The sequence below is a fragment of the Nonomuraea sp. NPDC046570 genome (assembly GCF_040645915.1).
In the GTDB taxonomy this organism is placed as follows: domain Bacteria; phylum Actinomycetota; class Actinomycetes; order Streptosporangiales; family Streptosporangiaceae; genus Nonomuraea.
This window is the reverse complement of record NZ_JBEYZF010000033.1, coordinates 1-23,886: the sequence shown is the minus strand read 5'-3', so window position 1 is coordinate 23,886 and position 23,886 is coordinate 1. Positions and strand designations below refer to the sequence as shown.

At 70.1% G+C, this 23,886-nt stretch carries 31 protein-coding genes and 1 tRNA gene; 19 read left to right on the top strand and 13 right to left on the bottom strand.

What is annotated here, in order from left to right; genetic code table 11:
* Positions 1 to 42 precede the first annotated feature (42 nt).
* The 4 genes from ABZ911_RS34790 (at position 43) to ABZ911_RS34775 (ending at position 3,006) form a co-directional block, all read left to right on the top strand.
* Complete coding sequence (locus ABZ911_RS34790; RefSeq protein WP_358065929.1) at positions 43 to 1,125, top strand: thiopeptide maturation pyridine synthase; 1,083 nt, start codon at positions 43 to 45, stop codon at positions 1,123 to 1,125.
* Between the two features lie 31 nt (positions 1,126 to 1,156).
* Positions 1,157 to 2,110, top strand: a complete 954-nt coding sequence (ligD, locus tag ABZ911_RS34785) for a non-homologous end-joining DNA ligase (RefSeq protein ID WP_358065926.1) — start codon at positions 1,157 to 1,159, stop codon at positions 2,108 to 2,110.
* 63 nt (positions 2,111 to 2,173) lie between these two features.
* Positions 2,174 to 2,791: a DUF2975 domain-containing protein gene (locus ABZ911_RS34780; protein ID WP_358065923.1), complete on the top strand. Its 618-nt coding sequence runs from the start codon at positions 2,174 to 2,176 to the stop codon at positions 2,789 to 2,791.
* Positions 2,791 to 3,006: a helix-turn-helix transcriptional regulator gene (locus ABZ911_RS34775; protein ID WP_358065920.1), complete on the top strand. Its 216-nt coding sequence runs from the start codon at positions 2,791 to 2,793 to the stop codon at positions 3,004 to 3,006. The genes ABZ911_RS34780 and ABZ911_RS34775 overlap by 1 nt, the downstream gene beginning before the upstream one ends.
* Here ABZ911_RS34775 and ABZ911_RS34770 read toward each other — a convergent pair.
* Positions 2,997 to 3,704, bottom strand: coding sequence for an SGNH/GDSL hydrolase family protein (locus ABZ911_RS34770; protein WP_358065917.1), 708 nt, complete (start codon positions 3,702 to 3,704; stop codon positions 2,997 to 2,999). The two genes, ABZ911_RS34775 and ABZ911_RS34770, sit on opposite strands and share 10 nt — an antisense overlap.
* A 30-nt stretch (positions 3,705 to 3,734) precedes the next feature.
* On the opposite strand from ABZ911_RS34770, the gene ABZ911_RS34765 reads away from it, so the two are divergent.
* Positions 3,735 to 3,953 (top strand): hypothetical protein, encoded by a 219-nt coding sequence (locus ABZ911_RS34765; protein WP_358065914.1) that lies wholly within the window; start codon positions 3,735 to 3,737, stop codon positions 3,951 to 3,953.
* 41 nt (positions 3,954 to 3,994) lie between these two features.
* Here ABZ911_RS34765 and ABZ911_RS34760 read toward each other — a convergent pair whose 3' ends face one another.
* The 5 genes from ABZ911_RS34760 to ABZ911_RS34740 form a co-directional block, all read right to left on the bottom strand.
* Positions 3,995 to 4,363, bottom strand: coding sequence for a DUF2516 family protein (locus ABZ911_RS34760; RefSeq protein WP_358065911.1), 369 nt, complete (start codon positions 4,361 to 4,363; stop codon positions 3,995 to 3,997).
* A gap of 113 nt (positions 4,364 to 4,476) precedes the next feature.
* A complete protein-coding gene (locus ABZ911_RS34755) occupies positions 4,477 to 4,884 on the bottom strand; it encodes a hypothetical protein (RefSeq protein WP_358065908.1) in 408 nt (135 codons plus the stop codon).
* Between the two features lie 3 nt (positions 4,885 to 4,887).
* Entirely contained in the window at positions 4,888 to 5,385 is a 498-nt protein-coding gene (locus ABZ911_RS34750) for a helix-turn-helix transcriptional regulator (protein WP_358065905.1), read from the bottom strand.
* 72 nt (positions 5,386 to 5,457) lie between these two features.
* Positions 5,458 to 6,360, bottom strand: coding sequence for a M56 family metallopeptidase (locus ABZ911_RS34745; RefSeq protein WP_358065902.1), 903 nt, complete (start codon positions 6,358 to 6,360; stop codon positions 5,458 to 5,460).
* Positions 6,357 to 6,713 carry a BlaI/MecI/CopY family transcriptional regulator gene (locus ABZ911_RS34740; protein WP_358065899.1) on the bottom strand — a complete coding sequence of 119 codons (357 nt, stop codon included), beginning with the start codon at positions 6,711 to 6,713 and terminating at the stop codon, positions 6,357 to 6,359. Before ABZ911_RS34740 ends, ABZ911_RS34745 begins: the two co-directional genes overlap by 4 nt.
* 55 nt (positions 6,714 to 6,768) lie before the next feature.
* On the opposite strand from ABZ911_RS34740, the gene ABZ911_RS34735 reads away from it, so the two are divergent.
* Positions 6,769 to 7,275 (top strand): O-acetyl-ADP-ribose deacetylase, encoded by a 507-nt coding sequence (locus ABZ911_RS34735; protein WP_358065896.1) that lies wholly within the window; start codon positions 6,769 to 6,771, stop codon positions 7,273 to 7,275.
* Here the strand turns inward: ABZ911_RS34735 and ABZ911_RS34730 are convergent.
* From ABZ911_RS34730 to ABZ911_RS34720, 3 genes are read right to left on the bottom strand one after another with little or no spacing between them, the layout of a single operon-like run.
* Positions 7,245 to 7,772 (bottom strand): GNAT family N-acetyltransferase, encoded by a 528-nt coding sequence (locus tag ABZ911_RS34730; RefSeq protein ID WP_358065893.1) that lies wholly within the window; start codon positions 7,770 to 7,772, stop codon positions 7,245 to 7,247. The genes ABZ911_RS34735 and ABZ911_RS34730 overlap by 31 nt on opposite strands.
* An 11-nt stretch (positions 7,773 to 7,783) precedes the next feature.
* The gene (locus tag ABZ911_RS34725; protein WP_358065890.1) at positions 7,784 to 8,566 is read right to left on the bottom strand and encodes a class I SAM-dependent methyltransferase; all 783 of its coding nucleotides are present in this window, start codon (positions 8,564 to 8,566) and stop codon (positions 7,784 to 7,786) included.
* Complete coding sequence (locus ABZ911_RS34720) at positions 8,563 to 9,300, bottom strand: SDR family NAD(P)-dependent oxidoreductase (protein WP_358065887.1); 738 nt, start codon at positions 9,298 to 9,300, stop codon at positions 8,563 to 8,565. The genes ABZ911_RS34725 and ABZ911_RS34720 overlap by 4 nt, the downstream gene beginning before the upstream one ends.
* A 106-nt stretch (positions 9,301 to 9,406) precedes the next feature.
* Between ABZ911_RS34720 and mshA the strand changes: the two genes are divergently transcribed.
* Genes mshA through ABZ911_RS34705 form a run of 3 tightly spaced genes read left to right on the top strand, consistent with a single transcriptional unit; the run spans position 9,407 to position 11,943 of the window.
* Positions 9,407 to 10,684: a D-inositol-3-phosphate glycosyltransferase gene (mshA, locus tag ABZ911_RS34715; RefSeq protein WP_358065884.1), complete on the top strand. Its 1,278-nt coding sequence runs from the start codon at positions 9,407 to 9,409 to the stop codon at positions 10,682 to 10,684.
* Between the two features lie 10 nt (positions 10,685 to 10,694).
* Positions 10,695 to 11,189, top strand: a complete 495-nt coding sequence (locus ABZ911_RS34710; RefSeq protein ID WP_358065881.1) for a YbjN domain-containing protein — start codon at positions 10,695 to 10,697, stop codon at positions 11,187 to 11,189.
* 10 nt (positions 11,190 to 11,199) lie between these two features.
* Complete coding sequence (locus ABZ911_RS34705) at positions 11,200 to 11,943, top strand: phosphoglyceromutase (RefSeq protein WP_358065878.1); 744 nt, start codon at positions 11,200 to 11,202, stop codon at positions 11,941 to 11,943.
* Here ABZ911_RS34705 and phoU read toward each other — a convergent pair whose 3' ends face one another.
* Positions 11,944 to 12,588, bottom strand: coding sequence for a phosphate signaling complex protein PhoU (phoU, locus tag ABZ911_RS34700; protein WP_358065875.1), 645 nt, complete (start codon positions 12,586 to 12,588; stop codon positions 11,944 to 11,946). It abuts the gene before it with no gap.
* 146 nt (positions 12,589 to 12,734) lie between these two features.
* Here phoU and ABZ911_RS34695 point away from each other — a divergent pair, with 146 nt between their 5' ends.
* Both ABZ911_RS34695 and ABZ911_RS34690 read left to right on the top strand, forming a co-directional pair.
* Positions 12,735 to 13,913 (top strand): ATP-binding protein, encoded by a 1,179-nt coding sequence (locus tag ABZ911_RS34695; protein ID WP_358065872.1) that lies wholly within the window; start codon positions 12,735 to 12,737, stop codon positions 13,911 to 13,913.
* Positions 13,910 to 14,602 carry a response regulator transcription factor gene (locus ABZ911_RS34690; protein ID WP_358065869.1) on the top strand — a complete coding sequence of 231 codons (693 nt, stop codon included), beginning with the start codon at positions 13,910 to 13,912 and terminating at the stop codon, positions 14,600 to 14,602. The genes ABZ911_RS34695 and ABZ911_RS34690 overlap by 4 nt, the downstream gene beginning before the upstream one ends.
* A 40-nt stretch (positions 14,603 to 14,642) precedes the next feature.
* Here ABZ911_RS34690 and ABZ911_RS34685 read toward each other — a convergent pair whose 3' ends face one another.
* A complete protein-coding gene (locus tag ABZ911_RS34685; RefSeq protein ID WP_358065866.1) occupies positions 14,643 to 15,221 on the bottom strand; it encodes a copper chaperone PCu(A)C in 579 nt (192 codons plus the stop codon).
* A 239-nt stretch (positions 15,222 to 15,460) separates the two neighbouring features.
* Between ABZ911_RS34685 and ABZ911_RS34680 the strand changes: the two genes are divergently transcribed.
* From ABZ911_RS34680 to ABZ911_RS34665, 4 genes are all read left to right on the top strand, one after another.
* Positions 15,461 to 15,943, top strand: a complete 483-nt coding sequence (locus ABZ911_RS34680; protein ID WP_043624891.1) for a CarD family transcriptional regulator — start codon at positions 15,461 to 15,463, stop codon at positions 15,941 to 15,943.
* A gap of 17 nt (positions 15,944 to 15,960) precedes the next feature.
* On the top strand, positions 15,961 to 16,425 hold the full coding sequence (gene ispF / locus ABZ911_RS34675) for a 2-C-methyl-D-erythritol 2,4-cyclodiphosphate synthase (protein ID WP_358065863.1): 465 nt from the start codon (positions 15,961 to 15,963) through the stop codon (positions 16,423 to 16,425).
* Between the two features lie 182 nt (positions 16,426 to 16,607).
* Positions 16,608 to 16,877, top strand: a complete 270-nt coding sequence (locus tag ABZ911_RS34670; protein ID WP_358065860.1) for a GlsB/YeaQ/YmgE family stress response membrane protein — start codon at positions 16,608 to 16,610, stop codon at positions 16,875 to 16,877.
* A gap of 98 nt (positions 16,878 to 16,975) precedes the next feature.
* On the top strand, positions 16,976 to 17,242 hold the full coding sequence (locus tag ABZ911_RS34665; protein WP_358065857.1) for a GlsB/YeaQ/YmgE family stress response membrane protein: 267 nt from the start codon (positions 16,976 to 16,978) through the stop codon (positions 17,240 to 17,242).
* Here ABZ911_RS34665 and ABZ911_RS34660 read toward each other — a convergent pair.
* Positions 17,239 to 18,414: a fumarylacetoacetate hydrolase family protein gene (locus ABZ911_RS34660; RefSeq protein ID WP_358065854.1), complete on the bottom strand. Its 1,176-nt coding sequence runs from the start codon at positions 18,412 to 18,414 to the stop codon at positions 17,239 to 17,241. The genes ABZ911_RS34665 and ABZ911_RS34660 overlap by 4 nt on opposite strands.
* A 194-nt stretch (positions 18,415 to 18,608) precedes the next feature.
* Complete coding sequence (locus tag ABZ911_RS34655) at positions 18,609 to 20,240, bottom strand: DUF2637 domain-containing protein (RefSeq protein WP_358065851.1); 1,632 nt, start codon at positions 20,238 to 20,240, stop codon at positions 18,609 to 18,611.
* A 52-nt stretch (positions 20,241 to 20,292) separates the two neighbouring features.
* On the opposite strand from ABZ911_RS34655, the gene ABZ911_RS34650 reads away from it, so the two are divergent.
* The 4 genes from ABZ911_RS34650 (at position 20,293) to ABZ911_RS34635 (ending at position 23,194) form a co-directional block, all read left to right on the top strand.
* On the top strand, positions 20,293 to 20,679 hold the full coding sequence (locus tag ABZ911_RS34650) for a PPOX class F420-dependent oxidoreductase (protein ID WP_358065848.1): 387 nt from the start codon (positions 20,293 to 20,295) through the stop codon (positions 20,677 to 20,679).
* A 43-nt stretch (positions 20,680 to 20,722) separates the two neighbouring features.
* Complete coding sequence (gene cysS, locus ABZ911_RS34645) at positions 20,723 to 22,114, top strand: cysteine--tRNA ligase (protein WP_358065845.1); 1,392 nt, start codon at positions 20,723 to 20,725, stop codon at positions 22,112 to 22,114.
* Between the two features lie 21 nt (positions 22,115 to 22,135).
* Positions 22,136 to 23,101, top strand: a complete 966-nt coding sequence (gene rlmB, locus ABZ911_RS34640; protein WP_358065842.1) for a 23S rRNA (guanosine(2251)-2'-O)-methyltransferase RlmB — start codon at positions 22,136 to 22,138, stop codon at positions 23,099 to 23,101.
* A 20-nt stretch (positions 23,102 to 23,121) separates the two neighbouring features.
* Positions 23,122 to 23,194: transfer RNA gene (locus ABZ911_RS34635), tRNA-Thr, on the top strand.
* The last annotated feature ends 692 nt before the right edge of the window (positions 23,195 to 23,886 follow it).

Sequence of the window (23,886 nt, the reverse complement as noted above, 5' to 3'; positions counted from 1 at the left end):
ACCGGCACGCACCGGCGACCTCGACACCACCGGAGACCTCAGATGATCTGGCACACCGCGCACGTCTACTACTACGAGCCCGACAAGAACGCGCTGCTGCTGGACGCGGTGCGGCCGCTGCTGCACCGCCTGCGCGACATCGCCCCGGCCGCGCACGTACTGCGGCACTGGCGCCAGGGGCCCCACCTGCGGCTCAACTTCCGCACCGACCCCGCCACCTGGACCACCGCCGTCCAGCCCGCGATCGAGGAGGTCGTCGGCGGCTACCTGCGCACCCGCCCGTCCACCGCGAACCTGGACCAGCAGGCCCTGCTCGCCCAGCACAGGCTGCTGGCCGAGCAGGAGGACGAGCGCGGCCCGCTGACCCCGTGGTACCCGGACAACAGCATCCGGTACGCGCCCTTCGACTCGCGGCCGCACACGCTGACCGACCCCGAAGCGCTGGACCTGCTCACCGACTTCTATACCGACTCCACCCCGCTGCTGTTCCAGATGCTGGAGCACGCCCGCTTCGGGCACGACACGCCCGAACTGCTCGCGCTGGGCCTGATGCTCGCCAACTCGGTGACCGCGCTCCCGCCGATCACCCGCAGCTATGTCTCCTACCGCTCCCACGCCGAGGGCTTCATCGCCCGCTGCGGCGACCCTTCGGCGACCCGAGCCCGGTTCGAGGCCTACTACCGCGATCACCGTGACGACGTCGTCGACCGGGTCCGGGCCGTCATCGCCACCCTGGAAGGCCACGCGTCCATCGCGGTGCCGTACGTGCGGGAGTGGGCCGAGCTCATCGCCGGGTTCCGGCAGCGGGCCACCCCGCTGATCGCCGCGGGCAAACTGATCCGCCCGCCCGTCTACGACGCGGACGCCGCGCGGGCGCTGCCCAGCGAGTTCCACCGGCTGATCTTCGGCAACCGCGCCTACCACCGCGCCGTCTTCGGCGACCCCGACTTCAGCCGCTACCGCCTGCTGATCGACTACACCTGCCTGCAGATCGACCGGCTCGGCCTCACACCGCCGCAGCGCTTCCGGCTCTGCCACCTGGCGGCCAACGCGGTCGAGGAGATCTACGGGCAGAACGCGATCGAATCGATCCGCCGGTACGTGGCGGCGCACCCCAACGACTGAGCGGGTATACCTCTGACCAGGGGGAATACTCATGTCGCTACCCGCTTACTCGCCCATGCTCGCCCAGGCGGGCAGGCTGCCGGTCGGCGACGGCTGGGCCTTCGAGATGAAGTGGGACGGCGTCCGCGCGCTCGTGTACATCGAGGACCGGGCGGTCCGCGTGCTGTCCCGCAACGGCCGGGACGTCACGGTCGCCTACCCCGAGCTGCGGATGATGGGCGGCGCGGTGGGCGGGCACGACGTGGTGCTGGACGGCGAGGTGGTGGCCTTCGACGAGGCGGGCCGGCCGTCCTTCGGCGCCCTGCAGCCGCGCATGCACCAGCGCAACCCGGCCAGGATCGCCGAGCTGGTCAGGACGGTGCCGGTGACGTTCATGGCGTTCGACCTGCTGCATGTGAACGCGGCCTCGGCGGTCGGCCTGCCGTACACCGGTCGGCGCGAGCTGCTGGAGGCCACGCTCACGCCGGGCGCCAGGTGGCAGGTGCCGGTCTGGTTCCCCGGCGACGGCGAGCGCGCGGTACGGCTGAGCCACGACCTCGGCCTGGAGGGCGTGGTCGCCAAACGGCTCGACTCCCTCTACCGCCAGGGCCGCCGCTCGGCGGACTGGACCAAGGTGAAGCACGTCACGGTGCGCGAAGTGGTCGTCTGCGGCTGGAAGCCGGGGGAGGGGCGGCGCACGGAGACGATCGGGTCGCTGCTGCTCGGCGTCTACGACCGGGGGCGGCTGGTGTACGCGGGGCATGTGGGCACCGGCTTCACTGACCGGATGCTGCACGAGCTGGCCGGCCTCCTGGCGCCGCTGGAACGCCGGGACCCGCTCCTCGAAGGCGTCCCGCCCGAGCAGGCCCGGCAGGCGCACTGGGTGGAGCCGGTGCTGGTGGGCGAGGTGGAGTTCGCCCACTGGACCAAGGACGGCGTCCTCAGGCACCCGTCCTGGCGCGGTCTGCGCCCCGACAAGACCGTCAACGACCTCCGCTCGGCCTAGACATATCGATTCTCGTTATTTACGATAATCGTTAATAACGACAATCGATAAGAGGAGCCGGGTATGCCGCATCCCCCCATCCGCTGGCTCACCCGCCTGGAGACCCTGTTCTCGGTGGGGCTCGTGCTCGGCCTGCTGGGCTGTGCCGCCCGGCTGCTCGCCACCGGATTCGTCACGGCGGGCTTCGGGTCCGGGTTCGGCGTCGACCTGCTCGCGCCCGAGGTCCAGGCCGTGACCCAGGGTCTGCTCGCTCCGGGCGTCGAGGTCGTCGGCACCCGCGTCACGGTGACCGTCCTGCCGGGCGGGCCGTCCGCCGTCGTCGGCGCGCTGGACCTGCTGAGCTGGCTGCCCGGCACGGTCACCTGGCTGCTGGCTGTCTACCACCTCATCCGCGCGCTGCGCCGCGGGCGGGCGGGCGACCGGGCGCTGTTCTCCACGGTCACCGCGGACCACCTGCGGCGGATCGGCTGGATCCTGATCATCGGCACGCTGGTGTCGGGCGTCCTGGAGATGGTGGCCAAGCCGCTACTCTCGACCGTGTTGCTCACCCGGGGCTACCCGTTCCACATCCCGTCGACGAACCTCGCCGTCGGGCTGGTGACCGGCTGCGCGGCCCTCGCCGTCGCGGAGATCGTCCGACGAGGTCTGAGGCTGCTGGAAGATGTGGAGGCGACCATCTGATGACGTCGCCCGAACCCGTGATCCGGGTGCGCCTCGACGAGGTGCTCAAGGAGCGTGGCATGACGCTCACCGAGTTGTCCGGCGCGGTCGAGATCACCGTGGTCAACCTGTCGATCCTCAAGAACGGCCACGCCAGGGCCGTCAGGTTCTCCACGCTGGCCAGGCTCTGCGAGGCGCTCGGCTGCCAGCCGGGCGACCTGCTGCGCTACGAGTAGACGGGCAACCGCCGGAGCGAGCCCGCCAGCCAGCGGGCCAGGGCGGTGTGACCCTGGAACGTCGGGTGGGTGCCGTCGGGGAGCACGACCTCCGAGCGCCTGCCGGTGACCCAGCGCTGGCTCATCGGATCCAGGAAGGCGAGCCGGTCCTGGGCAGCCACCCCGGCCAGTGCGTCGCGGATCGCGTACGCCTTCGGCGGGGCCTGGTCCAGCCAGATGGGGCCGACGATGACGATCCTGGTGGACGGCCAGTGTGACCTGACCGTCCAGACCAGCCTGGCGGCGGCCTGCCGTACCTGGTGGGGGGTCCAGCGGTGGTCGTTGTGGCCGCCGGAGACGACCAGCAGGTCCGGGGCGGGGCGCCAGGACAGCTCCTCCTGGAAGGAGCGCTCGAAGTCGCGCCCGACCCGCCCGGGGTTGACGTAGCCGGTGCCGCCCGCCCCCGCGATGACCGGCTGCCAGCCGAGCAGGCGGGCCGCCCCGGTCGCGTAGGTCTCCCACGGGCGCACCGGGCCCGAGCCGACGGTGAAACTGTCGCCGATGACCATCATCACCGGCGTGCGTGGCGCGGCCTTCTGGGTGACGGCCTGCGGCGGCGGGGTGGCCTCGGCCGAGGCCCCACATCCCGTTATGGTGTGGAAAATCCCCAGAATCGCGGCGGCCGGTGCGATCAGGGGACGACGCGACAGGCCGCGCAATGACCACCTCGCGGGCTCTAGGCTTCAGACATGAGCTTCGATCTCCACGGGCGAACGCAGCGGCTCGAACTGGCCGACCAGAACCTGCGCTCTTTCGAGGCCGTCGTCCTTGAGGCGACGCCCGAGGGGATCGTGTTGAGCAGGTCGGCATTCTATCCAGGAGCCAACCGGCGGATCAGGGAGTTCTCCGGTGGCAGGGCGCGGAAACCCGGATCGCGGGGGTACGCAAAGGGGATGATCTCTACCTGATTCCGGCAGAGGACGTGCGCATCGTGGTGTCGGACTAGGGCTTACCAGGGCCCGTAGGGGCCGTTGTTGCCGCCCCGGCCCAGGCCCTTGACGGCCGGCTTCACGTCCACCAGGTAGATCGTGGCGGCGATGACCGAGACGATGGAGAAGATCCCGATCGCGGACAGCCCGATGAACTGCTCGCCGCCGAAGAACAGGAACGCCTGGAAGTAGGACCAGCCGCCGCCCGCGGAGAACAGCGTCGCCAGCGCGAGGATCAGCAGCCAGAGGTTCTTCTTCAGCTTGCCCGCGGCGGGGAAGGCCTGGCCCGGTGTCTGGGCCGCGTGCCCCAGCGCCCACGCCGACATGCCGAAGATCGCGATCGAAAGCAGCAGGAAGAGAAGGTTCAGGCCGCCGTTGATCATGTTCATGTTCGCTCCGCCCAAGGTCGCGATGACGAACCCAGCCTAGTGCGATTCGTCGCCATGCGGGGAATCCCAGGGGAAAGGCCCGCCTCACCGAGGCGGGCCTGCCTGGGGAGTGGTCAGGACTCGGGGCTCGTGGCGGGCTTGGTGGCGCGGGTCCTCTTGACCGGCGTCGCCACGGGCGGCTCGGCGGCCACGGAGACCTCCTCCAGCTCCAGCGCGGCCTCGCCGCTCACCTTGCTGACGACCTTGCGGCCACGGGAGGCGAACTCCTCGTAGACCTCGGTCGCCCGGTGGCTGAGCTGGCCGGCGTACTCGCGGGCCTTCTCGGGGAACACGCGGGCGATGCCCTCGGCCTTGTCCGCGTAGGAGCGCGCGTCCTGGGCGATCTCGGTGCGCCGCGACTGCAGCTTCTGCAGCTGCTCGGGCAGCTCGCGGAGCTTCTCCACGGCGTAGTCGCCCGCGCCGGCGACGGCGTAGAACGGCTTGGACTCGGTGAGCTTCTTGACCTCGGTGGCCAGCGTCATGGGTTAACCTTCCTTGGTTTCCTGGGTGACGGTGCTGTTGCCCGAGGGCGCCGCGAAGGGCTCAAGCGCGGCGAGAAACTCCTCGGGCAGCGGCCGATCGTCGTCCGTGACGGGGTCGTGTCGGGGATGAGCATTCTGGGAGGTCTGCTCGTCTCCGGCGCGGTTCTCCTTGCGGAACGACTCGTAGATGTCGATCAGCACCTGGCGTTGCCGCTCGGTGATGAGGGTGTCGGCCCGGATCGCGGCGACCACGTCGCCGGTGCTCTCGCGGTCCTCGTCGATCAGGCCCGCCTGCACGTAGAGCGCCTGCGCGGAGATGTGCAGACCTTTGGCGATCTGGTTGAGGATCTCCGCGCTCGGCTTGCGCAGGCCCCGCTCGATCTGGCTGAGGTAGGGGTTGGACACCCCCGCCTGGGCCGCGAGCTGGCGCAGGGAGATCTTCGCCTGCGTCCGCTGCTCGCGGATGTACTCGCCGATCGAGCCGACCTTCGGTAGTGCCATGCCTTCAGTCTGCCTCGCCGTGCTTGCAATTGCAAACGGGGGGCTAGCAGGTGCAAGCAGAGAAGGGCGTGGTCAGAGCGGGATCGTCCACAGGGCCGGGGCGGACGTGGTCAACGTCACAGCCAGCGCGAGCAGGGCGTAACGGAAGGAGAAGGGCAGCTCGGGGCTTGGCTTGATGAGCCGGTCGACCCTGGCCATCACGTTGGACTGCATGCCGAGCATGCCGCTGGGGGTGGGGACGGCGCCTGCCGTACCGAATCTGAGCAGGGCGGTGGCCAGGCGGCGGGGGGAGACGTAGCGGCGGGCGCGGTCGTCGGCCGCCATCTCCACCAGCAGCTCCACCTGTGCCTGCGCGTCGCGCACGACCTTGGACCAGGGCAGCGCCCTGCGCAGCGCCGCGAACGGCAGCAGCACCAGGTCGTGGCGCTCGCGGACGTGGGCGGACTCGTGCGCGAGCACGGCCGCCAGCTCGTCGGCGGACAGCAGCTCCATCGCCCCCGCGCTCACCACGACCTGCGACCGCAGGCCGGGCACGCAGTAGGCGGCCGCGGCGGGATGGTCGAGGACGCGCACGCCGGGGACGCCGGGATCGTCGCGCGCGATCAGCGCGAGCAGCGTCCGGTGCCGCCGCCGGGCCCGCAGCGCCTGCACCCCCGCGGTCACCAGCACCACGACGAGCACCGCGAACGTGGTCAGCCCCGCCACCATCGCGAGAACGTGCACCAGGTCGTACGGCTCCGCGGGCGCCTGGCCGCGGACGAACGCGAACAACCCGTGCAGCACACCGCGGTCATAGGGCTGCAGCGCGTACGCCAGCAGCGCGCCCGTGCTGGCCAGGCCCCACGCCAGGCCGAGCGCCTGCCACAGGAAGATGGCCAGCCGCGGAGCACGGGAGGTCCACCGCGCGCTGGTGAAGCGCCAGGCGCCGATCGCGCAGGCCAGGGCGAGCGCCGTCAACGCCGCCGCGGTGATCACTCTTCCTCCAGCTCCGTGAGCGCTCTGCGCAGGATCTCCGCCTCAGGCCCGGAGACGGCCTGGGCGAAGCGGGTGAGGGCGGCCGAACGGTCGCCTGTCATGCCCAAGGCTTCCAGCATAAGGTCGGCGACATAGCTGTCGCGGCTTTCCGCGGGTTCGTAGCGCCACGCCCGGCCGTCACGGGTTCGCTGGAGGAAGCCTTTACGGGTGAGCCGGTCCAGAACGGTCATCACCGTCGTCGGGGCAAGGTCGCGGTCGGCGATGAGCCTGCCGACCTCGCGGGCGGTCAGTGAGCTGCTCTCCGCCCAGAGGATGTCCATGATGCTGCGTTCAAGCTCGCCGAGACCCTTCACACGCATCAGCGTAGTACTACAGGTTGTCGAGCTGCGATCCGGGAAGGTTGGTGAGATGGACATCACGCTCGTTCAGGGTGACATCACCCAGCAGGCGGTCGACGCCGTCGTCAACGCCGCGAACTCGTCCCTGCTCGGCGGCGGGGGCGTCGACGGCGCGATCCACCGGCGCGGCGGCCCGGCCATCCTGGAGGAGTGCCGCAGGCTGCGCGCCTCCCGGTACGGCAAGGGCCTGCCCACCGGCCAGGCGGTCGCGACCACGGCCGGTCTGCTGCCCGCCCGCTGGGTGATCCACACGGTCGGCCCGGTGTACTCGCCCACCGAGGACCGCTCGGCCCTGCTCGCCTCCTGCTACCGCGAGTCCCTGCGGGTCGCCGACTCGCTGGGGGCGGCGACGGTCGCCTTCCCCGCGATCTCCACCGGCCTCTACGGATGGCCCATGGACGACGACGCCCGCGTCGCGGTCGAGACCGTGCGGGAGTCCGGCTCCGGCGTGGCCGAGGTCCGTTTCGTGCTGTTCGACGCCGCTGCCTACGCGGCGTTCAGCGCGGCCACCATGTAGATCTCGTCCCTGTCGTCCCCGGGGGCCACCCTGATGGCCTGCGGGATGCGGCCGACCTCGGCGTAGCCCAGGCCCGCGTAGAAGGCGTCCACGCCCGTGCCGCCCCGGCAGGTCAGGTGCAGGGCCTCCAGGCCGAGCCGCCGACCCGCGTCCGCCGCGGCCCGCATCAGCTCGCCGCCGTACCCCTTGCCCTGGTGCTTGGGGTGCACCATCACGCGGAACACCCAGCGCCAGTGCGCACGCAGCCACGACCCGCTGTCGGCGAGCACCAGCCAGCACGCCGCCCGCCCGTCGTCCCCGAAGCCGACCAGCAGGCGGTCGGGCCCGCCCGGAACGCACCTGGCGAACGTCTCCTCGGCCGTCGGCCTGATGTCGTCCGCCGTCACGGGCGCGACGAACCCGACCGCGCCGCCCGTGTTCGTGACCTCGGTCCAGCAGGCGACCAGATCGTCGACGAGGTCCTCGGTGATCTCAGGCGATAGGACAAATCGGAGCATAAGCGGCAAGGTTATCCGACGGCCGACCACGGCAGCGTAAGCTCCCCCAGCCGCCAGCGACCCCGCCCGCCGAGCGGCGGACGCACCGGCACCGGCCAGCTCCCGGCCAGCGACTCCACCGCGGCCAGCCACCGCTGGCGCAGCCCGTGCGCCCCGTACGGCGCCGCCGACGCCCAGGCCCGGTCGAAGTCCCGCAGGAACGCGTGCACCCGCTCACCCGGCACGTTGCGGTGGATGAGCGTCTTGGGCAGGCGGTCGGCCAGGTCGGAGGGGCGCTCGAAGGCGTCGAAGCGAGCCGAGAAGGTGATCGTCCGCGGCCCTTCCGCGTCCAGCCCCACCCACACCGCCCGGTGCCCCACCTCGGAACAGGTCCCCTCGACCAGCACGCCCCCGGGAGCCAGCCGGGCACGCAGCACCTCCCAGTAGTGCCACGCCTCAGCTTCGCCGTACTGCCGCAGCACGTTGAACGCGCGCACCACCACCGGCGCCCGCGACACCGGCAACTCGAACCCGCCGAGCACGAACGACAACCCCTCCCGCCCGTACGGCAGAGCCGCCGCCACCCGCACCGGATCGATCTCGATCCCGACGACCTCGACGTCGGCCCGCACCTCGCGCAGCCGGGTGAACAGCTCCAGCGTCGTGGCGGGGGACGCGCCGTACCCCAGGTCCACCACCAGTGGCCGGGACGCGGTCCGCAGCAGGCCGCCGTGCACGGCGGTGAGCCAGCGGTCGGCGCGGCGCAGCCGGTTGTGCCCCGTCGTCCCCCTGGTGATCGTCCCTACTGGTTTCAAACCCTGTGCACCTTGTGCTGGGCGGCCTGGGCGCGGGGGCGGATCACCAGGCGGTCGATGTTCACGTGCGCGGGCCTGGTCACCGACCAGACGATCGCGTCGGCCACGTCGTCGGCCGACAGCGGGTCGGGCACGCCCTCGTACACCCGGGCGGCGGCCGTGGCGTCGCCGCGGAAGCGGGTCAGCGCGAACTCCTCGGTGCGCACCATGCCCGGCGCGATCTCCACGACCCGCACCGGCTGCCCGACCAGCTCCAGGCGGAGCGTCTCGGTCATCGAGGTCTGGGCGTGCTTGGCCGCGCAGTAGCCGCCGCCGCCCTCGTAGGAGGTCAGACCGGCCGTCGAGGTGAGCATCAGCAGCACCCCGTCGCCCGAGCCGATCAGCAGCGGCAGCAGGGCCTGGGTCATCCGCAGCGAGCCGAGCACGTTGGTGTCGTACATCCGCTGCCAGTCCTCCAGCAGCGCCGAGGCCACCGGTTCGAGTCCGAGCGCGCCTCCGGCGTCGTTGACCAGCACGTCGCACCGCTCCAGCGAGGCGACCAAGGCGTCCACCGACTCCTGGCTGGTGACGTCGAGCGTCACCGGCCTGATCCCCTGTACCTCGTCCGCCAGTTTGTCCAGCCGCTCACGCCGCCTGGCGGCCGCCACCACGTTGAACCCCTCGGCGGCCAGCCGTCGCGCGGTCGCCTCGCCGATCCCGCTGCTCGCCCCGGTCACCACTGCCGTCTTCCTCATGCCCCACATCCTGCCAGGACGCCCTAAGGACACCCCCGCCGTGCCGACATGTCGGGGAATGTCGCAAAGATCTGGGGAGTTACAAGCCTTTTGGAGGTGATGTCCGGTGAGGCGACGACGGGTCAACCGGGTCGCGACGATCAGCATGCACACATCCCCCCTGGACCAGCCGGGCACCGGCGACGCCGGTGGGATGAACGTGTACATCGTCGAATCCGCCAAACGTCTGGCGCAGCTCGGCGTCGAAGTCGAGATCTTCACCAGGCAGACCGCCCGCGACATGCCTCCCGTCGCCGAACTCGCCCCCGGCGTACTGGTCAGGCATGTGACCGCGGGGCCGTACGAGGAGCTGGACAGGGGAGACCTGCCCGGTCAGCTCTGCGCGTTCCTGTCGGGCGTGCTGCGCACCGAGGCGATGTACGACCCGGGCCGCTACGACGTCATCCACTCCCACTACTGGCTGTCCGGCCAGGTCGGCTGGCTGGCCAAGGAACGCTGGGGCGTGCCGCTGGTGCACACCATGCACACCATGGCCAAGGTGAAGAACCTGCTGCTGGCCGACGACGACAAGCCCGAGCCGCAGGCCCGCGTGATCGGCGAGGAACAGGTCGTGGAGATCGCCGACCGCCTCGTCGCCAACACCGACGCCGAGGCCCAGGAGCTCATCGACCTCTACCACGCCCCCGCCGACCGGGTCGCCGTCGTCAACCCCGGCGTGAACCTCACCGTCTTCCAGCCCTCCTCCCAGGGCGCCGCCAGGCAACGGCTCGGCCTGCCGCAGAACGCCCACGTGCTGCTGTTCGTCGGCAGGATCCAGCCGCTCAAGGCCCCGGACGTGCTGCTGCGCGCCGCCGCCCGGATGCTGATCGAGGACCCGTCGCTGCGCGAACGGCTCGTCGTCGCCTGCGTGGGCGGCCCCAGCGGCAACGGCCTGTCCCGCCCCAGCCTCCTCGTCGACCTGGCCGCCGAACTGGGCATCTCCGACGTCGTACGGCTCGCGCCGCCCGCCCCCCAGCACGAGCTGGCCGACTGGTACCGCGCCGCCGACGTCACCGTCGTCCCCTCGCACAACGAGTCCTTCGGCCTGGTCGCCCTGGAGTCCCAGGCCTGCGGCACCCCCGTGGCAGCCGCCTCGGTCGGCGGCCTGCGCACCGCCGTCAGCGACGGGATCTCCGGCGTGCTCGTCGACGGCCACGACCCGCACGAGTGGGCCACCGTCCTGCGCCGGTTCGTCACCATGCCCCGCTGGCGCGACAGCCTCTCCTCCGGCGCCCGCGCGCACGCCGCCGCCTTCGGCTGGTCCGCCACCGCCGCCAGGCTCATGGACACCTACGCGGGCGCCCTGGCGAACCTCCACCGGATGCCCGTCGCGGTCAACTCGTAGGCTGTACGGCATGCGAGACGTCGTCGAAGCAGCGCTCAGGGCCGCGGAGGTCTCCTACGAGGAACCGCGCCCCGGCGCCTTCCTGGTGAGACTGCCCGGCCAGCACAAGCTGGCCACCATGGCCTGGCTCATCGTCGGCGACCAGGTGCTGCACGTCGAGGCGTTCTTCTGCCGCCAGCCCGACGAGAACCACGCCGAGTTCTACAAGTGGCTGCTGGGCAGGAACGGCGGCATGTACGGCGTGCACTTCTCCGTCGACCCCGCCGGCGACGTCTACCTCGTCGGCCGGGTGCCGCTCACCGCGATCACCGAGGACGAGGTGGACCGGCTGCTCGGCTGCGTGCTCACCTACTCCGACGAGTGGTTCGACCGCGCGCTGGAGCTGGGCTTCGCCTCCTCGATCAGGCGCGAGTGGGAGTGGCGGGCCAAGAACGGCGAGTCCCTGGCCAACCTGCAGGCCTTCGCCCGCTTCGCCGACCCGTCCAGGGACCGAGGCCCCCACTAGGATTGTCCGCATGGCGACTTTGGTGCTGCTGCGGCACGGCGAAAGTGACTGGAACGCGAAGGGCCTGTTCACCGGTTGGGTGGACGTCAGCCTGTCGGCGAAGGGCGAGGACGAGGCCAGGCGCGGCGGGCGGCTGCTGATCGACGCGGGCGTACGGCCCGACGTCGTGCACACCAGCCTGCTGACCCGCGCGATCCAGACGGCCAACCTCGCCCTCGGCGAGGCCGACCTGCAGTGGCTGCCGGTCACCCGCTCGTGGCGGCTCAACGAGCGCCACTACGGCGCGCTGCAGGGCAAGAACAAGGCGCAGACGCGCGAGGAGTTCGGCGAGGACCAGTTCATGCTCTGGCGCCGCTCCTACGACACCCCGCCGCCGCCGATCGCCGACGACGACGAGTTCTCCCAGGCGGGCGACGCCCGCTACGCGCTGCTGCCCGGTGAGCTGATGCCGCGCACCGAGTGCCTTAAGGACGTCGTCGACCGGATGCTGCCGTATTGGTACGACGCGATCGTCCCCGATTTGGCCGCCGGGCGGACCGTGCTGGTCGTGGCGCACGGCAACTCGCTGCGCGCGCTGGTCAAGCACCTCGACGGCGTCGGCGACGAGGAGATCGCCGGGCTCAACATCCCGACCGGCATCCCGCTGCGCTACGAGCTCGACGCGGGCTTCAGGCCGGTCCGCGCGGGCGGCGAGTACCTCGACCCGGACGCCGCCAAGGCCGCCATCGAGGCCGTGGCCAACCAGGGCCGCTAGTCAGGCCGGGCGGGAGCCGGTGACCAGGTAGACGACGTCGCGGGCCACGCGTACCGCGTGGTCGGCGTAGCGCTCGTAGTAGCGGCCGATCAGCGTTATGTCGATCGCCGGCTCCACGCCGTACTTCCAGTCCTTGTGCAGGATGGTCTTGAACAGCTTGCGGTGCAGGCGGTCCATCGCGTCGTCGTCCTGCTCCAGCTCCAGCGCCGAGTCGACGTCGCGGGTGGCCACGCAGCTCCCGGCCTTGGTGACCAGGTTCTCGGCGATCTGCCCCATCTCCAGGATCGCGGAGCGCACCTCCGGCGGTATCGCCGAGTCGGGGTGACGCAGGCGCGCGATCTTGGCCACATGCTCGGCCAGGTCGCCCATCCGCTCCAGGTCGGTGCCCATCCGCAGCGATGTGATGATCATCCGAAGGTCCACGGCCACCGGCTGCTGCCGGGCCATCAGGTCGAAGATGCTCGCCTCGATCTCCGAGAAGAGCCGGTTGACCTCCTCGTCCCGGGAGATCACGCTCTCCGCGAGCTGGAGGTCGGCGTCAAGCAGGGCGGTGGTCGCCCGCGAGATGGCCGAGCGGACGAGCCGGGTCATCTCCACCAGCTTGTCGGTGAGGGAATCGAGATCCTCGTGGTAGGCGTCGCGCATGCCGCCACCGTACGTGCGCGCCGATGAACGAACCTCTACCGCGAGATGAACTTTACGGGAAAGAGGTCGTTTGTGCCCTGGTGAGGGGTCTGTTACCAGGAACCGGCCGCCTACCATCAAGGGCGTGAGGAGCCGGGGGAGGAAGCATGGGTGAAATGGCCTTGAGCCTTGCCGCTCTGGCCGGGTTCGTGGTGGGGGCCATCGCGGTCCTGGTCTACCGCAACCAGATCGAGACGCCGAGGAGAGCCGAGTCAGGAGACGACGGAGATGCCGGCGCCCTGCCCCAGGGCGTGGCCTCGGTGCTGGCCGTCCTGCCCTCGTCGGCCGTCGTCCTCGACGCCCACGACCGGGTGCTCCGGGCCAGCTCGGCCGCCCGCGCCTTCAGCCTGGTCAAGGGTGACCGGCTGATGGCCGCCGAACTGCTGGCCCTGGCCAGGCAGGTACGCAGGGACGGCGAGATCCGGGAGAGCGAGATCGACGTGGCCGGCCACAAGTTCGGCCAGGAGACGACCAACTTCGCCGTACGGGTGGCACCGCTCGGCTCCTACGGCCAGGTGCTGGTCCTCGCCGAGGACCAGACCGAGCGCCGCAGGGTCGAAGCCGTGCGCCGCGACTTCGTGGCCAACGTCAGCCACGAGCTGAAGACCCCGGTGGGCGCGCTCAGCCTGCTCGCCGAGACCATCCAGGACGCCGCCGACGACCCCGAGGCGGTCACCCGCTTCGCCGGGCGCATGCAGCACGAGGCGGCCAGGCTCAACTACCTGGTCCAGGACCTCATCACGCTGTCCAGGATCCAGGGCGCCGAGCCCATCCCCACCCCTGGACAGGTGCTGATCGACGCCGCCGTGAGCGACGCGATCGACCACTGCAACACCAAGGCCGCCGCGAAGGACATCTCGCTCGTCGCGGGCGGCACCCCGGGGCTGCGCATCTGGGGCGACGACGAACTGCTCGTCACCGCGCTGCGCAACCTCATCGACAACGCCATCGCCTACAGCCCCGAGCACACCCGGGTCGTGGTCAGCGCCCGACCGGCCAACGAGTCCGTCGAGATCAGCGTCAGCGACCAGGGCATCGGCATCCCCGAGGAATCCCTGGAGCGCATCTTCGAGCGCTTCTTCCGCGTCGATCCCGCCAGGTCCCGCGCCACCGGAGGCACGGGGCTCGGCCTCGCCATCGTCAAGCACGTCGCCGGCGCCCACGCCGGAGAGGTGACCGTCTGGAGCAAGGAAGGATCCGGTTCCACCTTCACGCTGCGGCTGCCCGCCTTCGGCGGCACCGCGCTGGCCGTACCCCCCTCGATTCCCCTGGAGGTCGCCTCATGACCCGAGTGCTCGTCGTGGAGGATGAGGAATCCTTCTCCGACGCCCTGTCCTACATGCTGCGCAAGGAGGGCTTCGAGGTCTCCATCGCCGTGACGGGGCCCGAGGCGCTGGAGACCTTCGACCGCAACGGCGCCGACCTGGTGCTGCTCGACCTGATGCTGCCCGGCCTGCCGGGCACCGAGGTGTGCAGGTCGCTGCGGCAGCGGTCCAAGGTGCCGGTGATCATGCTGACCGCGAAGGACAGCGAGATCGACAAGGTGGTCGGGCTGGAGCTCGGCGCCGACGACTACGTGACCAAGCCCTTCTCCTCGCGTGAGCTGGTGGCCCGGATCAGGGCCGTGCTGCGCCGCCAGGGCGACGCGATCGAGGAGATGGAGACCGCGGTGCTGGCCGCCGGGCCGGTCAGGATGGACGTCGACCGGCACATCGTGGCCGTGCGCGGCGAGCAGGTGCAGCTACCGCTGAAGGAGTTCGAGCTGCTGGAGGTGCTGCTGCGCAACGCCGGGCGGGTGCTGACCCGGGGGCAGCTCATCGACCGGGTGTGGGGGGCCGACTACGTCGGCGACACCAAGACCCTCGACGTGCACGTCAAGCGGCTGCGGGCGAAGGTAGAGGCCGACCCGTCCAACCCGCGCTGCATCCTGACGGTGCGCGGGCTGGGCTACAAGTTCGATCCCGTCGAGGACTGAACAGGTTCTGGTACGGCGGGTGCCGTACCAGAACCTCCGCTCAGTGGCCGGTGCCCTCGGAGGCGGATGGCGACGGCGTGGGGGTCGGGGGAGCCGGAGTGGCGCCGGGGGCGGGCGGCAGCGAGCTGAACTCGCGGCTGCGGGTGACCACGGGGACCTTGACGGACACGGTGCCGGCGTTGGCGAACTGGAGGCTCACCGGGATGCTCTCGCCGCCCCTGAGGGCCTTGGTGAGCCCCTCGATCATGATCTGCGGCGCCGGCTTGCCGGTGTTGACGGCATCGTTGGCGGGCAGCGCGATCGGCGCGGTCAGCTTGACCGTGCCGAGGCCCTCGGCCGTGACGGCCTGCAGGGTGTCGGGCGCCTCGGCGGTGTTGACCAGATGCAGGTAGAGCGGCGCGGAGCCGCCCGCGGCGAGCTGCGCGCCGGAGTCGGGGCCGAGCACGAAAGCCTGAGGGATCTTGACGCCACGGGCTCCGTAGGCACCGTCCTGGATCAGGACGGCGGCCTCGTTGGGCGCGTAGGGGAGGTTGGTGTCGGCGCTGAATCCGGCGGAACAGCCGGCCAGTACCGGGGCTGCCAGGAAAGCGGCGGCGACAATCCAGCGACGGCTGGTCACGAGCGAGTTCTCCTTGGGGCGCGCGTGCGGGTGGGGCAGCGCCCACCATATCCACCAGGTTGCGTGGTCATATCCGCACCCCTGCAGGTCATTCGCTATGTCAGATTATGCGATTCATAGAGTCTTACTCTTGTCAAGCCCTAATATGCGGCTTTGACCTGCAGTTATGGTGATTTCACTGTTCCGGGAGGCTGTGGACACGTGGTACCCTGGAGTACAGCGGAAGGGGTACTTGTCACATGACTTTCCAGGTCGGCGACACTGTCGTCTACCCCCACCATGGGGCTGCTCGGATCGAAGCAATCACCAAGCGATCCATCAAGGGTGAGGAAAAGACCTACCTGGTGCTCAAGGTCGACAAGGGCGACCTTACCGTCCAGGTGCCAGCTGAGAACGCAGAACTCGTCGGTGTGCGCGATGTTGTCGGCCAGGAAGGCCTCGAGCGCGTTTTCGATGTCCTCCGCATGCCGCACACCGAGGAGCCTACAAACTGGTCCCGGCGTTACAAGGCGAATCTTGAGAAGCTCGCCTCCGGCGATGTGAACAAGGTCGCCGAAGTCGTCCGTGATCTTTGGCGACGTGACCGCGAGCGCGGTTTGTCGGCCGGTGAGAAGCGTATGCTCGCGAAGGCCAGGCAGATACTGGTGAGCGAGCTGGCCCTCGCGGAGAAGACCAACGAGGACAAGGCCGAGGCCCTTCTCGACGAGGTCCTGAACTCCTGAACGCGATATTTCCCAGGGTGGGCGTCGGAGTCGACGTCCACCCTTTCGCATCAGGGCGCGAGCTCAACCTCGCAGGTCTGCACTGGCCCGGTGAGACCGGGCTGGCCGGGCACTCCGACGGTGACGCCGCCGCCCACGCCGCCTGCGACGCGCTGCTGTCGGCCGCCGGACTCGGCGACCTCGGCGGCCTGTTCGGCACGTCCGATCCCCGCTGGGCGGGTGCCTCGGGCGTGACGCTGCTGGCGGAGACCGCCAGGCGGGTGCGGGCGGCCGGATACGAGATCGGCAACGTGGCGGTCCAGGTGATCGGCAACCGTCCCAAGCTGGCCCCGCGGCGTACCGAGGCCGAGAAGGCGCTCAGCGCCGCCGTGGGGGCGCCGGTGAGCGTCAGCGCGACCACCACCGACGGCCTCGGCCTGACCGGGCGCGGCGAGGGAGTCGCCGCGATGGCGACCGCGATCGTGGTCAACCTGCAGGGCTGACCGCGCGTCTTACCTGCGGGATGCGTTGAGGGTATCCCGGCGGGCGGTGCCGAAGGCCCGCCGAGTCACAGAGACGGCGGCCTGTCACTGGCGCGGTGCAGGCCGCCGTCTTCTCATGCGTATACACGGTGATGCCGGGTAGATCCCCTCATGACATGTCAACGTCACGGGGGGAGTTCGACATGATCGGTTCCATCGTGTGGGCGATCGTCTTCGGCATCGTCATCGGTGCCCTCGGCAGGCTGGTCGTGCCAGGCAGGCAGAACATCTCGATCGCACTGACGTTGGTCATCGGCATCGTGGCGGCCCTGGTGGGCACCCTGGTCGCGGCCATGTTCGGACTCGCCAACACGCCCGGCTTCAACTGGTGGGAGCACATCATCCAGGTCGTGTTCGCCGCGGTCGGCGTGTTCCTCGTCGTGCGCATGCAGGCGAACAAACGCCCGACCTGAGCTGACCTGCGCATTCGCGATCAGCACGGTAAAGCCCGGGAAACGGGGTAGCCATCTCCTCGTGATGGTGAAGGTCTCACCCTCACGGGGAGGTTCTCATGACCATTCAGTCCATTCTCGGCGCCATCGTCATCGGAGCCGTGATCGGCGCCCTCGGCCGTCTCCTGCTGCCCGGCAGGCAGGCGATCGGCTGGATTCTCACCATCGTCGTCGGCATCGTGGCCGCCCTCATCGGCACGGCCATCGCCCAGGTGATGAACGTCGAGACGACCTCGGGCATCGACTGGATCGAACTCGTGATGCAGGTCGTGCTCGCCGTGGTCGGCGTCGGCATCGTCGCCGGACTACGCCGCGGCAGAGCCTAAACGGCTGGACATACCGTCCCCCGCACCTCGCCGAACCCCAGGCGAGCACCGCCAGGGGCAGGAGCGGAGGCGGTGACCAGCACCGTGTCGCCGTCCTCCAGGAAGACCCGCTCGGAGCCGCCAGGCAGGCCGAGCGGGTCTCGCCCGTTCCACGTCAGGTCCAGCAGCGTCCCAGCGCCCCCCACAGGGCCGGAGGCCAGGAGATCGCCCGTCCGGAGCGGGGCGCCCGTCACGGACGCCTGGGCGAGCAACTGAGGGCCCGTCCAGTACTGCCCCGCGTACTCGGACTCGGCCACCAGCGTGCCGTTCAACTCCACCGCCACCGTCACATCGAGGCCCGACGGGTCGTCCACGACCAGGTACGCCGCCGGCTCATGAGGCGGCTGCGGCAGCCTGGCATGGTTCAACGCCGACAGCGGCACCACCCACGGGGAGATCGACACCGCGAACGACTGGCCCAGGAACGGGCCCAGTGGACGCGACTCCCAGGCCAGCAGATCCCAGGCCCGCCACACGTTCATCAGCACCACGCCGAACACGTGATCCGGGAAGTCCGCCGTGCACAGGCGGCCCGTGGACGGAACCCCCACGACGTAGCCGATCTCGGCCGACAGGTCCAGCTTCCTGGACGGGCCGAGCGCGCCACCCAGGTGCTGGCCCAGCGGGCGGGCCACCGGCGTGCCCGAGACCGACACCACGCCCGCCCGGCCGTACTGGCCGATCGGCATGTGGGGCCACGTTCTCGGCAGCGGGTCGCGCTTCGGGGGCAGGAACAGGCGGCCCTGGTTCGCGGCGTGCTCGATCGAGGTCTGGAACAGGAACAGGTCGGCGACGTCGAACGGCAGGTGCAGGCGGACCTCTTCGCGGGGGAGGAGGAACGGGAGGATTGCCGGGCGGTGGCGTTCGTCGGTGAGCAGGCGGGTCAGGTCCGCCCGCACGCCCTGCCAGGCGGGCGGGCCCGCGGCCAGGAAGGCGTTCAGGGAGCCCGAGGCGAACCAGTGGGCGGTGGGGAGGGTGCCGGTGGCGGACAGCAGGTGCAGGTCCAGGACATTCGCGCCGATGGCGACGCCTACGCGGGGCAGCTCGCCTCGACGGGAGAAGATTCCGTAGGGGAGATTCTGGACGGGGAAGCCGCTCCGCTCGGGGACGGCCACCCAGGACGCGATCGCCACGGCAGGCTGATGCCCGCGATCGAGTCACTTCGCCATGCCCGGAAAGTCAAGATTTCCCCCTTCGCCCCGAGTTTTTCCGCGTCCCGAGTTTTTCCTCACCTCGGGACCCCTGTGCTTCGGGCCCCCGCGTTCCGTCGGATTCGGCGCCTCGCGGGCCAGGCCCGTCCGGGCGCTGTGGGTTTCGGGCGGGGTGCTCAGTCTTCGGGGGGGAGGGGGGTGCTGCGCCGACGGCCGGAAGGGGGGTCCTTGTGGGGTGGGTGGTGTGCGATCTTGCCGTCGGGAGACGGCTCGTGTGCTGTGGGGGTGTCCTCGTCGGGGACGGGGGCGGCGAGGACGCGCTCGTGCTCGTCTCCCGCCTCGGGGCCGTGTTCGGGATCGGGGCCGTCCGCACGGCCCATGGCCGCCGCCGTGGAGCGGGGACGCGGGGTGTCAGCGAAGACCCGTACCGGCTGGGTGTCGGCGTCCTTGGCGCTGATCGTCGCCTGCTCGGGCCGCGGGTGCACCAACACGTCGGTCGGCTTCGTACGGTCACCCCAGCGCACCGGCCGCCGCTCGTCCTCGGCCCCACGGTCACGACCCTCGGCGTTGACGCCGTCCTCATGCTCGCGGAGATCGGCGACGCCGCTGTGCTCCTGCTCGCGGTAATCGGCGATGCCGTCCTCGCGGGCGTCAGCGGTACTAATGTGCTCGCGGAGATCCGCGACACTGCCGCTCGCGCGGACGTCGGTGATGCGGCTGCGGTCATCCTCGTGAACGTCGGCGTCTTCACGGTCGCGGGCGTGGCTCCCCGGCTCGCGGAGGTCGTCCTCGTGCTCGTGAACGTCGCCGTCGTTCGCGTCGGCGACGCCGCGCTCCGCAGGGGACTCGGCGACCGGGCTCCCCGGTGTCGAGTAGTCGTCGGCGGTTTCCCAGGTCGTGGGTGTGGTGGATGTCTCCCGGATCGTCGGCATGGGGGCGGTGTCGGAGTCGTGGAGCAGCGGTCGGCCCGGAGTGGTCAGGTCTTCCGGGGAGCGTCGGGGCGCGGGGGGCGTGGGGTCCTGCACGAGGGAGTGAGGGGGCGTCGAGGGAGGAAGCGGGGGTTCCAGTTCCCAGCGGGTGACGCGTTCCGAGACCGGGATCGTGAAGACGGGCGGGGTCTCGGGGGCGGGAGTGGGGCCGACCACAGGGGTGGACTCCAGGTCCTGCCTCGATGTGCGTTCCAGTTCGTGCCTGGCGTGCTCGAGATCGCTCTCAGGGGTGCGTGCCGGTCCGGGCTTGCGACTGCCGTCGGGAGTGCTGCCGTCCAGGTCGGGCTCAGGAGTGCGGTCCAAGGGGAGGGCGGGGGCGCGGTCTGCGGGCGGGGTTGGGTGGGGGCCGTGGAAGGGGACGATGTCGTCCTCGGCTTCCCGCTCGTCGACCGTGACTCTGCGCGACTGTACGTGCTTGATCAGGACGAGCCAGAGCCACAGCGCCACCGCCAGCATGACCCACGGCGCGACCGCCACGCCGATGGCCGCCTGCCGTACCTCGACCTGGATCTGCAGGGGTGTCATCACGTTCACGGTCGCGGCGGCGAGGATCAGCAGGATCAGCACCACTCCGGCCTGGGCGCGTACGAGCAGGCGACCGGAGCGCAGCAGCAGGACGCTGATCAACGCCACGGCCAGCAGGGCGTCGAAGGCCGCCGGGTACAGGTAGGCGAGGTCGGTGCGGGCCCGCCCGTGTACGGCCAGCGCGCGCAGGCCGTCGAAGGAGAGCGCGCAGGCGGCGAAGGTGAGCGCGGCGACGGCGAGGCCGGCGAGGGCGATTCCCAGGCGGCGCAAGGTGGAGAGGGGAGTCACGTCCATGGCTTTTCGAGCCTACAGAAAGAATGGGAGGCACACCGATCAAGGAGGATTCATGGCAGAGCTCGGCGAGGGTGTCCGGAAGCTGTTCGACGACCCCAACTACGCGACCGTGACCAGCCTCAACACGGACGGCAGCCCCCAGTCGACGGTCGTCTGGGTACGCACCGACGGGGACGATGTCCTGTTCTCCACCGTTAAGGGCAGGCGCAAATCGCGCAACTTCGAGCGCGACCCGAGGACCAGCATCCTGGTGATCGACCCGGACAATCCGTACCGCTACGCGGAAGTACGCGGGACGGTGGTGTTGGAGGATGACCCGTCGGGCGCGTTGATCCAGGAGCTGGCGCACAAGTACACGGGGCAGCCGTGGGCCGATCAGCCCGGGACGGAGAGGCTGATCGTCCGCATCCGTCCGGAGAAGGTGACATTGAGGGTCTGATTAATCGGCCTCTGAGGGTGGGTAAGGCGTTAGCCTTTCCCTTGTGAGCCTGCACCTTTACGACACCAGCACGCGCGCCATCCGTGAATTCGTTCCGGTCGAAGCCGGCCGGGCGTCGATCTACCTGTGTGGGGCCACCGTGCAGGCTCCTCCCCATATCGGGCACATCCGCTCCGGGGTCAACTTCGACGTGCTCCGGCGCTGGCTGATGCGCTCGGGCTACGAGGTCACGTTCTGCCGCAACGTGACCGACATCGACGACAAGATCATTCGGGTGTCCGCGGCGGAAGGCGTGCCGTGGTTCGTCGTGGCCGAGCGCAACCAGCGCGCCTTCACCTGGGCGTACGACACGCTGGGCTGCCTGCCGCCGACCGTCGAGCCGCGCGCCACGGGCCACGTCCCGGAGATGATCGAGCTGATGCAGCGGCTGATCGAGCGCGGCCACGCGTACGCCTCGGACGGCGACGTCTACTTCGACGTGCGTTCGTACGCCGACGAGTACGGCTCGCTGTCCAACCAGAAGATCGAGAACATGCGCGCGGCCGCCGACACCGACGACGAGTCGGCCAAACGCGACCCGCGCGACTTCGCGCTGTGGAAGAGCGAGAAGCCCGGCGAGCCGACCTGGCCGACCCCGTGGGGTCCCGGCAGGCCCGGCTGGCACCTGGAGTGCTCGGCGATGGCCACCAAGTACCTCGGGCCGACGTTCGACATCCACGGCGGCGGGCTCGACCTGATCTTCCCGCACCACGAGAACGAGATCGCCCAGTCGCAGGCGGCCGGAGACGGCTTCGCCCGCTACTGGATGCACAACGGGATGCTGAAGATCGGCACGGAGAAGATGAGCAAGTCGCTCGGCAACTCCCTGCTGATCCCCGACATCACGCAGCAGGTCCGGCCGGTAGAGCTGCGCTACTACCTGGCCGCGCCGCACTACCGCTCCTCGATCGACTACTCCGAGGAGTCGCTGCTCGAAGCCGCCGCCGCCTACCAGCGCATCGAAGGCTTCGTCACCCGGGCCGCCGAGGTGATCCACGACGTGGACGCCGACGCGCCGCTGCCGCAGGCCTTCGCCGACGCGCTCGACGACGACCTGGGTACGCCCCAGGCGCTCGCCGTCGTGCACGAGGTGGTCCGCGAGGGCAACGTGGCGCTGTCACGGGGCGACAAGGAAGCGGTTGCCCGCCTGCTCGCCGAGACGCAGAACATGCTCGACGTGCTCGGCCTCGACCCCCGCTCGGCCCAGTGGCGTACCACCGGCTCCGACCTGCGTGACGTGGTCGACGCCCTGGTCGCGGTCGCCCTGGACCAGCGCAAGGCCGCCCGCGCCCGCAAGGACTACGCCGCCGCCGACGCCATCCGTGACCAGCTCACGGACGCCGGAGTCGTCGTCGAGGACACCCCTTCCGGGCCGCGTTGGGAATTGGCCCGCTGATGACCCCGTACCCTAGGTGTCATGGCAGCTGGGGGAAGGGCATCGGGCAGGCCCGCTAAGAAGAAGGGCCCCGCCAAGGGCACCGGTGGCAACGTGCGCCGTGGCCTGGAGGGCAAGGGGGCGACCCCGCCTGCGCACATGCGGCACTGGTACAAGGACAAGGCCAGGACCGAGCGCATCGAGCGCGAGGAGCGCGGCGGGTCGCCCAGGCGCGCCGCCGCGCCCAGACAGAAGCGTTCCGAGGACGCGCCCGAGCACATCAGCGGGCGCAACCCCGTACTGGAGGCGCTGCGCGCCGGCGTGCCCGCGAACGCGCTGTACGTCGCCACCCGCATCGACAACGACGACCGCGTCCGCGACTCGATCAAGATCGCGGCTGAGCGGGGGATCGCGCTGCTCGAAGTAGGGCGCGAGAAGCTCGACCGGCTCACCGAGGGCGCAGTCCACCAGGGCCTGGCCCTGCAGATCCCGGCCTACGACTACGCCCACCCCACCGACCTGATCACACTCGCCGAGGACGCCGCCGAGGTGCCGCTGATCGTCGCACTGGACAGCGTGACCGACCCGCGCAACCTGGGCGCCATCGCGCGCTCGGCGACCGCGTTCGGCGCGCACGGGCTGCTCATCCCGTCCCGCAGGTCCGCCGGGGTCACCGGTGGGGCCTGGAAGACCTCGGCGGGGACGCTGGCCAGCCTGCGGGTCGCCCGTGCGGCCAACCTGACGGCCGCGCTTCGGGAGTACCGGGAGGCGGGGCTGTTCGTGATCGGGCTGGATGGTGAGGGGCGTACCGACATCGGGGACGTGGATCTGCTGTCCTCGCCGCTGGTGGTCGTGGTGGGGTCCGAAGGGAAGGGGTTGTCGCGGCTGGTGCGGGAGCACTGTGATGTGGTGGCTCGCATTCCTATGCATGCTGCGGCTGAGTCGTTGAACGCTGGGGTGGCGGCTGGGGTGGCGCTTTATGAGGTCGCTCGTCACAGGCGTGTCTAGCGTCTAGACTGTGAGGCCGTGCCGACGTAGCTCATTCGGCAGAGCAGCTGTCTTGTAAACAGCAGGTAAGGGGTTCGATTCCCCTCGTCGGCTCTGCGTCAGAAAGCCCCTGAACAGGCGTTATGCCGTCAGGGGCCTTCTGTTTGTCGGGATAAAGTGGTGATCTTGCTAACGCCCTTGCTAACAGGCGTCCAGCATCTTGGCGAAGGTCTCCGCCGTGCTGGCGGCCTGCTTGTGGATGACGTGGGCGTATACGGAGGGTGACAGCCGGATCCGTGTGGCCGAGCCGGGTGGCCACCACGTGAACGGGTAGCGGCCAGGGCACTCGATGTCCTGGGATAGGCGGTGTGTGGCGACGGGCGGACTCCAGGGGGCGTTGCAACGCCGGTGGTAGATGATCGCGGGGACCTTCTCGGGGTCGTACGACAGCAACGTGCTGAGCCGTCGAGGACCTGTCCAAGGGGTCCAGCCGGACCGTTTCGGTGCGGCTTTGTGATTCCGGGCGGCTCCATCGCGGTCGGCCATCGCGGGGGAGCTACGGCAACAGAGTGAAGGCGCTGGTGTGCTTGGGCTTCACTGCGTGGAAGTGCCGGCGGTCCAGGGTGGCGACCTCACGGGTGTTGAGCCGTTCGGCTACTGCGATCACAGAGGCGTCGGCTGCACCCAGTGGGAAGTTCGCATAGGTCCGAACCCTCCCTGTCAAAATGGATAGAGGTAGCAAACAGGCATAAAACTCTGTGCTGAGGGTGGGGAAGGAGTCATCCCTTCGTGGGAGCAAGTGAACA

Excerpts from the sequence above, each read along its gene's own strand:
- ABZ911_RS34790 (WP_358065929.1), top strand. The coding sequence starts at position 43 with ATGATCTGGCACACCGCGCACGTCTACTACTACGAGCCCGACAAGAAC.
- ligD (WP_358065926.1), top strand. The coding sequence starts at position 1,157 with ATGTCGCTACCCGCTTACTCGCCCATGCTCGCCCAGGCGGGCAGGCTG.
- ABZ911_RS34780 (WP_358065923.1), top strand. The coding sequence starts at position 2,174 with ATGCCGCATCCCCCCATCCGCTGGCTCACCCGCCTGGAGACCCTGTTC.
- ABZ911_RS34775 (WP_358065920.1), top strand. The coding sequence starts at position 2,791 with ATGACGTCGCCCGAACCCGTGATCCGGGTGCGCCTCGACGAGGTGCTC.
- ABZ911_RS34765 (WP_358065914.1), top strand. The coding sequence starts at position 3,735 with ATGAGCTTCGATCTCCACGGGCGAACGCAGCGGCTCGAACTGGCCGAC.
- ABZ911_RS34760 (WP_358065911.1), bottom strand. The coding sequence starts at position 4,363 with ATGAACATGATCAACGGCGGCCTGAACCTTCTCTTCCTGCTGCTTTCG.
- ABZ911_RS34755 (WP_358065908.1), bottom strand. The coding sequence starts at position 4,884 with ATGACGCTGGCCACCGAGGTCAAGAAGCTCACCGAGTCCAAGCCGTTC.
- ABZ911_RS34750 (WP_358065905.1), bottom strand. The coding sequence starts at position 5,385 with ATGGCACTACCGAAGGTCGGCTCGATCGGCGAGTACATCCGCGAGCAG.
- ABZ911_RS34735 (WP_358065896.1), top strand. The coding sequence starts at position 6,769 with ATGGACATCACGCTCGTTCAGGGTGACATCACCCAGCAGGCGGTCGAC.
- ABZ911_RS34730 (WP_358065893.1), bottom strand. The coding sequence starts at position 7,772 with ATGCTCCGATTTGTCCTATCGCCTGAGATCACCGAGGACCTCGTCGAC.
- ABZ911_RS34720 (WP_358065887.1), bottom strand. The coding sequence starts at position 9,300 with ATGAGGAAGACGGCAGTGGTGACCGGGGCGAGCAGCGGGATCGGCGAG.
- ABZ911_RS34710 (WP_358065881.1), top strand. The coding sequence starts at position 10,695 with ATGCGAGACGTCGTCGAAGCAGCGCTCAGGGCCGCGGAGGTCTCCTAC.
- ABZ911_RS34705 (WP_358065878.1), top strand. The coding sequence starts at position 11,200 with ATGGCGACTTTGGTGCTGCTGCGGCACGGCGAAAGTGACTGGAACGCG.
- phoU (WP_358065875.1), bottom strand. The coding sequence starts at position 12,588 with ATGCGCGACGCCTACCACGAGGATCTCGATTCCCTCACCGACAAGCTG.
- ABZ911_RS34695 (WP_358065872.1), top strand. The coding sequence starts at position 12,735 with ATGGGTGAAATGGCCTTGAGCCTTGCCGCTCTGGCCGGGTTCGTGGTG.
- ABZ911_RS34690 (WP_358065869.1), top strand. The coding sequence starts at position 13,910 with ATGACCCGAGTGCTCGTCGTGGAGGATGAGGAATCCTTCTCCGACGCC.
- ABZ911_RS34680 (WP_043624891.1), top strand. The coding sequence starts at position 15,461 with ATGACTTTCCAGGTCGGCGACACTGTCGTCTACCCCCACCATGGGGCT.
- ABZ911_RS34670 (WP_358065860.1), top strand. The coding sequence starts at position 16,608 with ATGATCGGTTCCATCGTGTGGGCGATCGTCTTCGGCATCGTCATCGGT.
- ABZ911_RS34665 (WP_358065857.1), top strand. The coding sequence starts at position 16,976 with ATGACCATTCAGTCCATTCTCGGCGCCATCGTCATCGGAGCCGTGATC.
- ABZ911_RS34655 (WP_358065851.1), bottom strand. The coding sequence starts at position 20,240 with ATGGACGTGACTCCCCTCTCCACCTTGCGCCGCCTGGGAATCGCCCTC.
- ABZ911_RS34650 (WP_358065848.1), top strand. The coding sequence starts at position 20,293 with ATGGCAGAGCTCGGCGAGGGTGTCCGGAAGCTGTTCGACGACCCCAAC.
- rlmB (WP_358065842.1), top strand. The coding sequence starts at position 22,136 with ATGGCAGCTGGGGGAAGGGCATCGGGCAGGCCCGCTAAGAAGAAGGGC.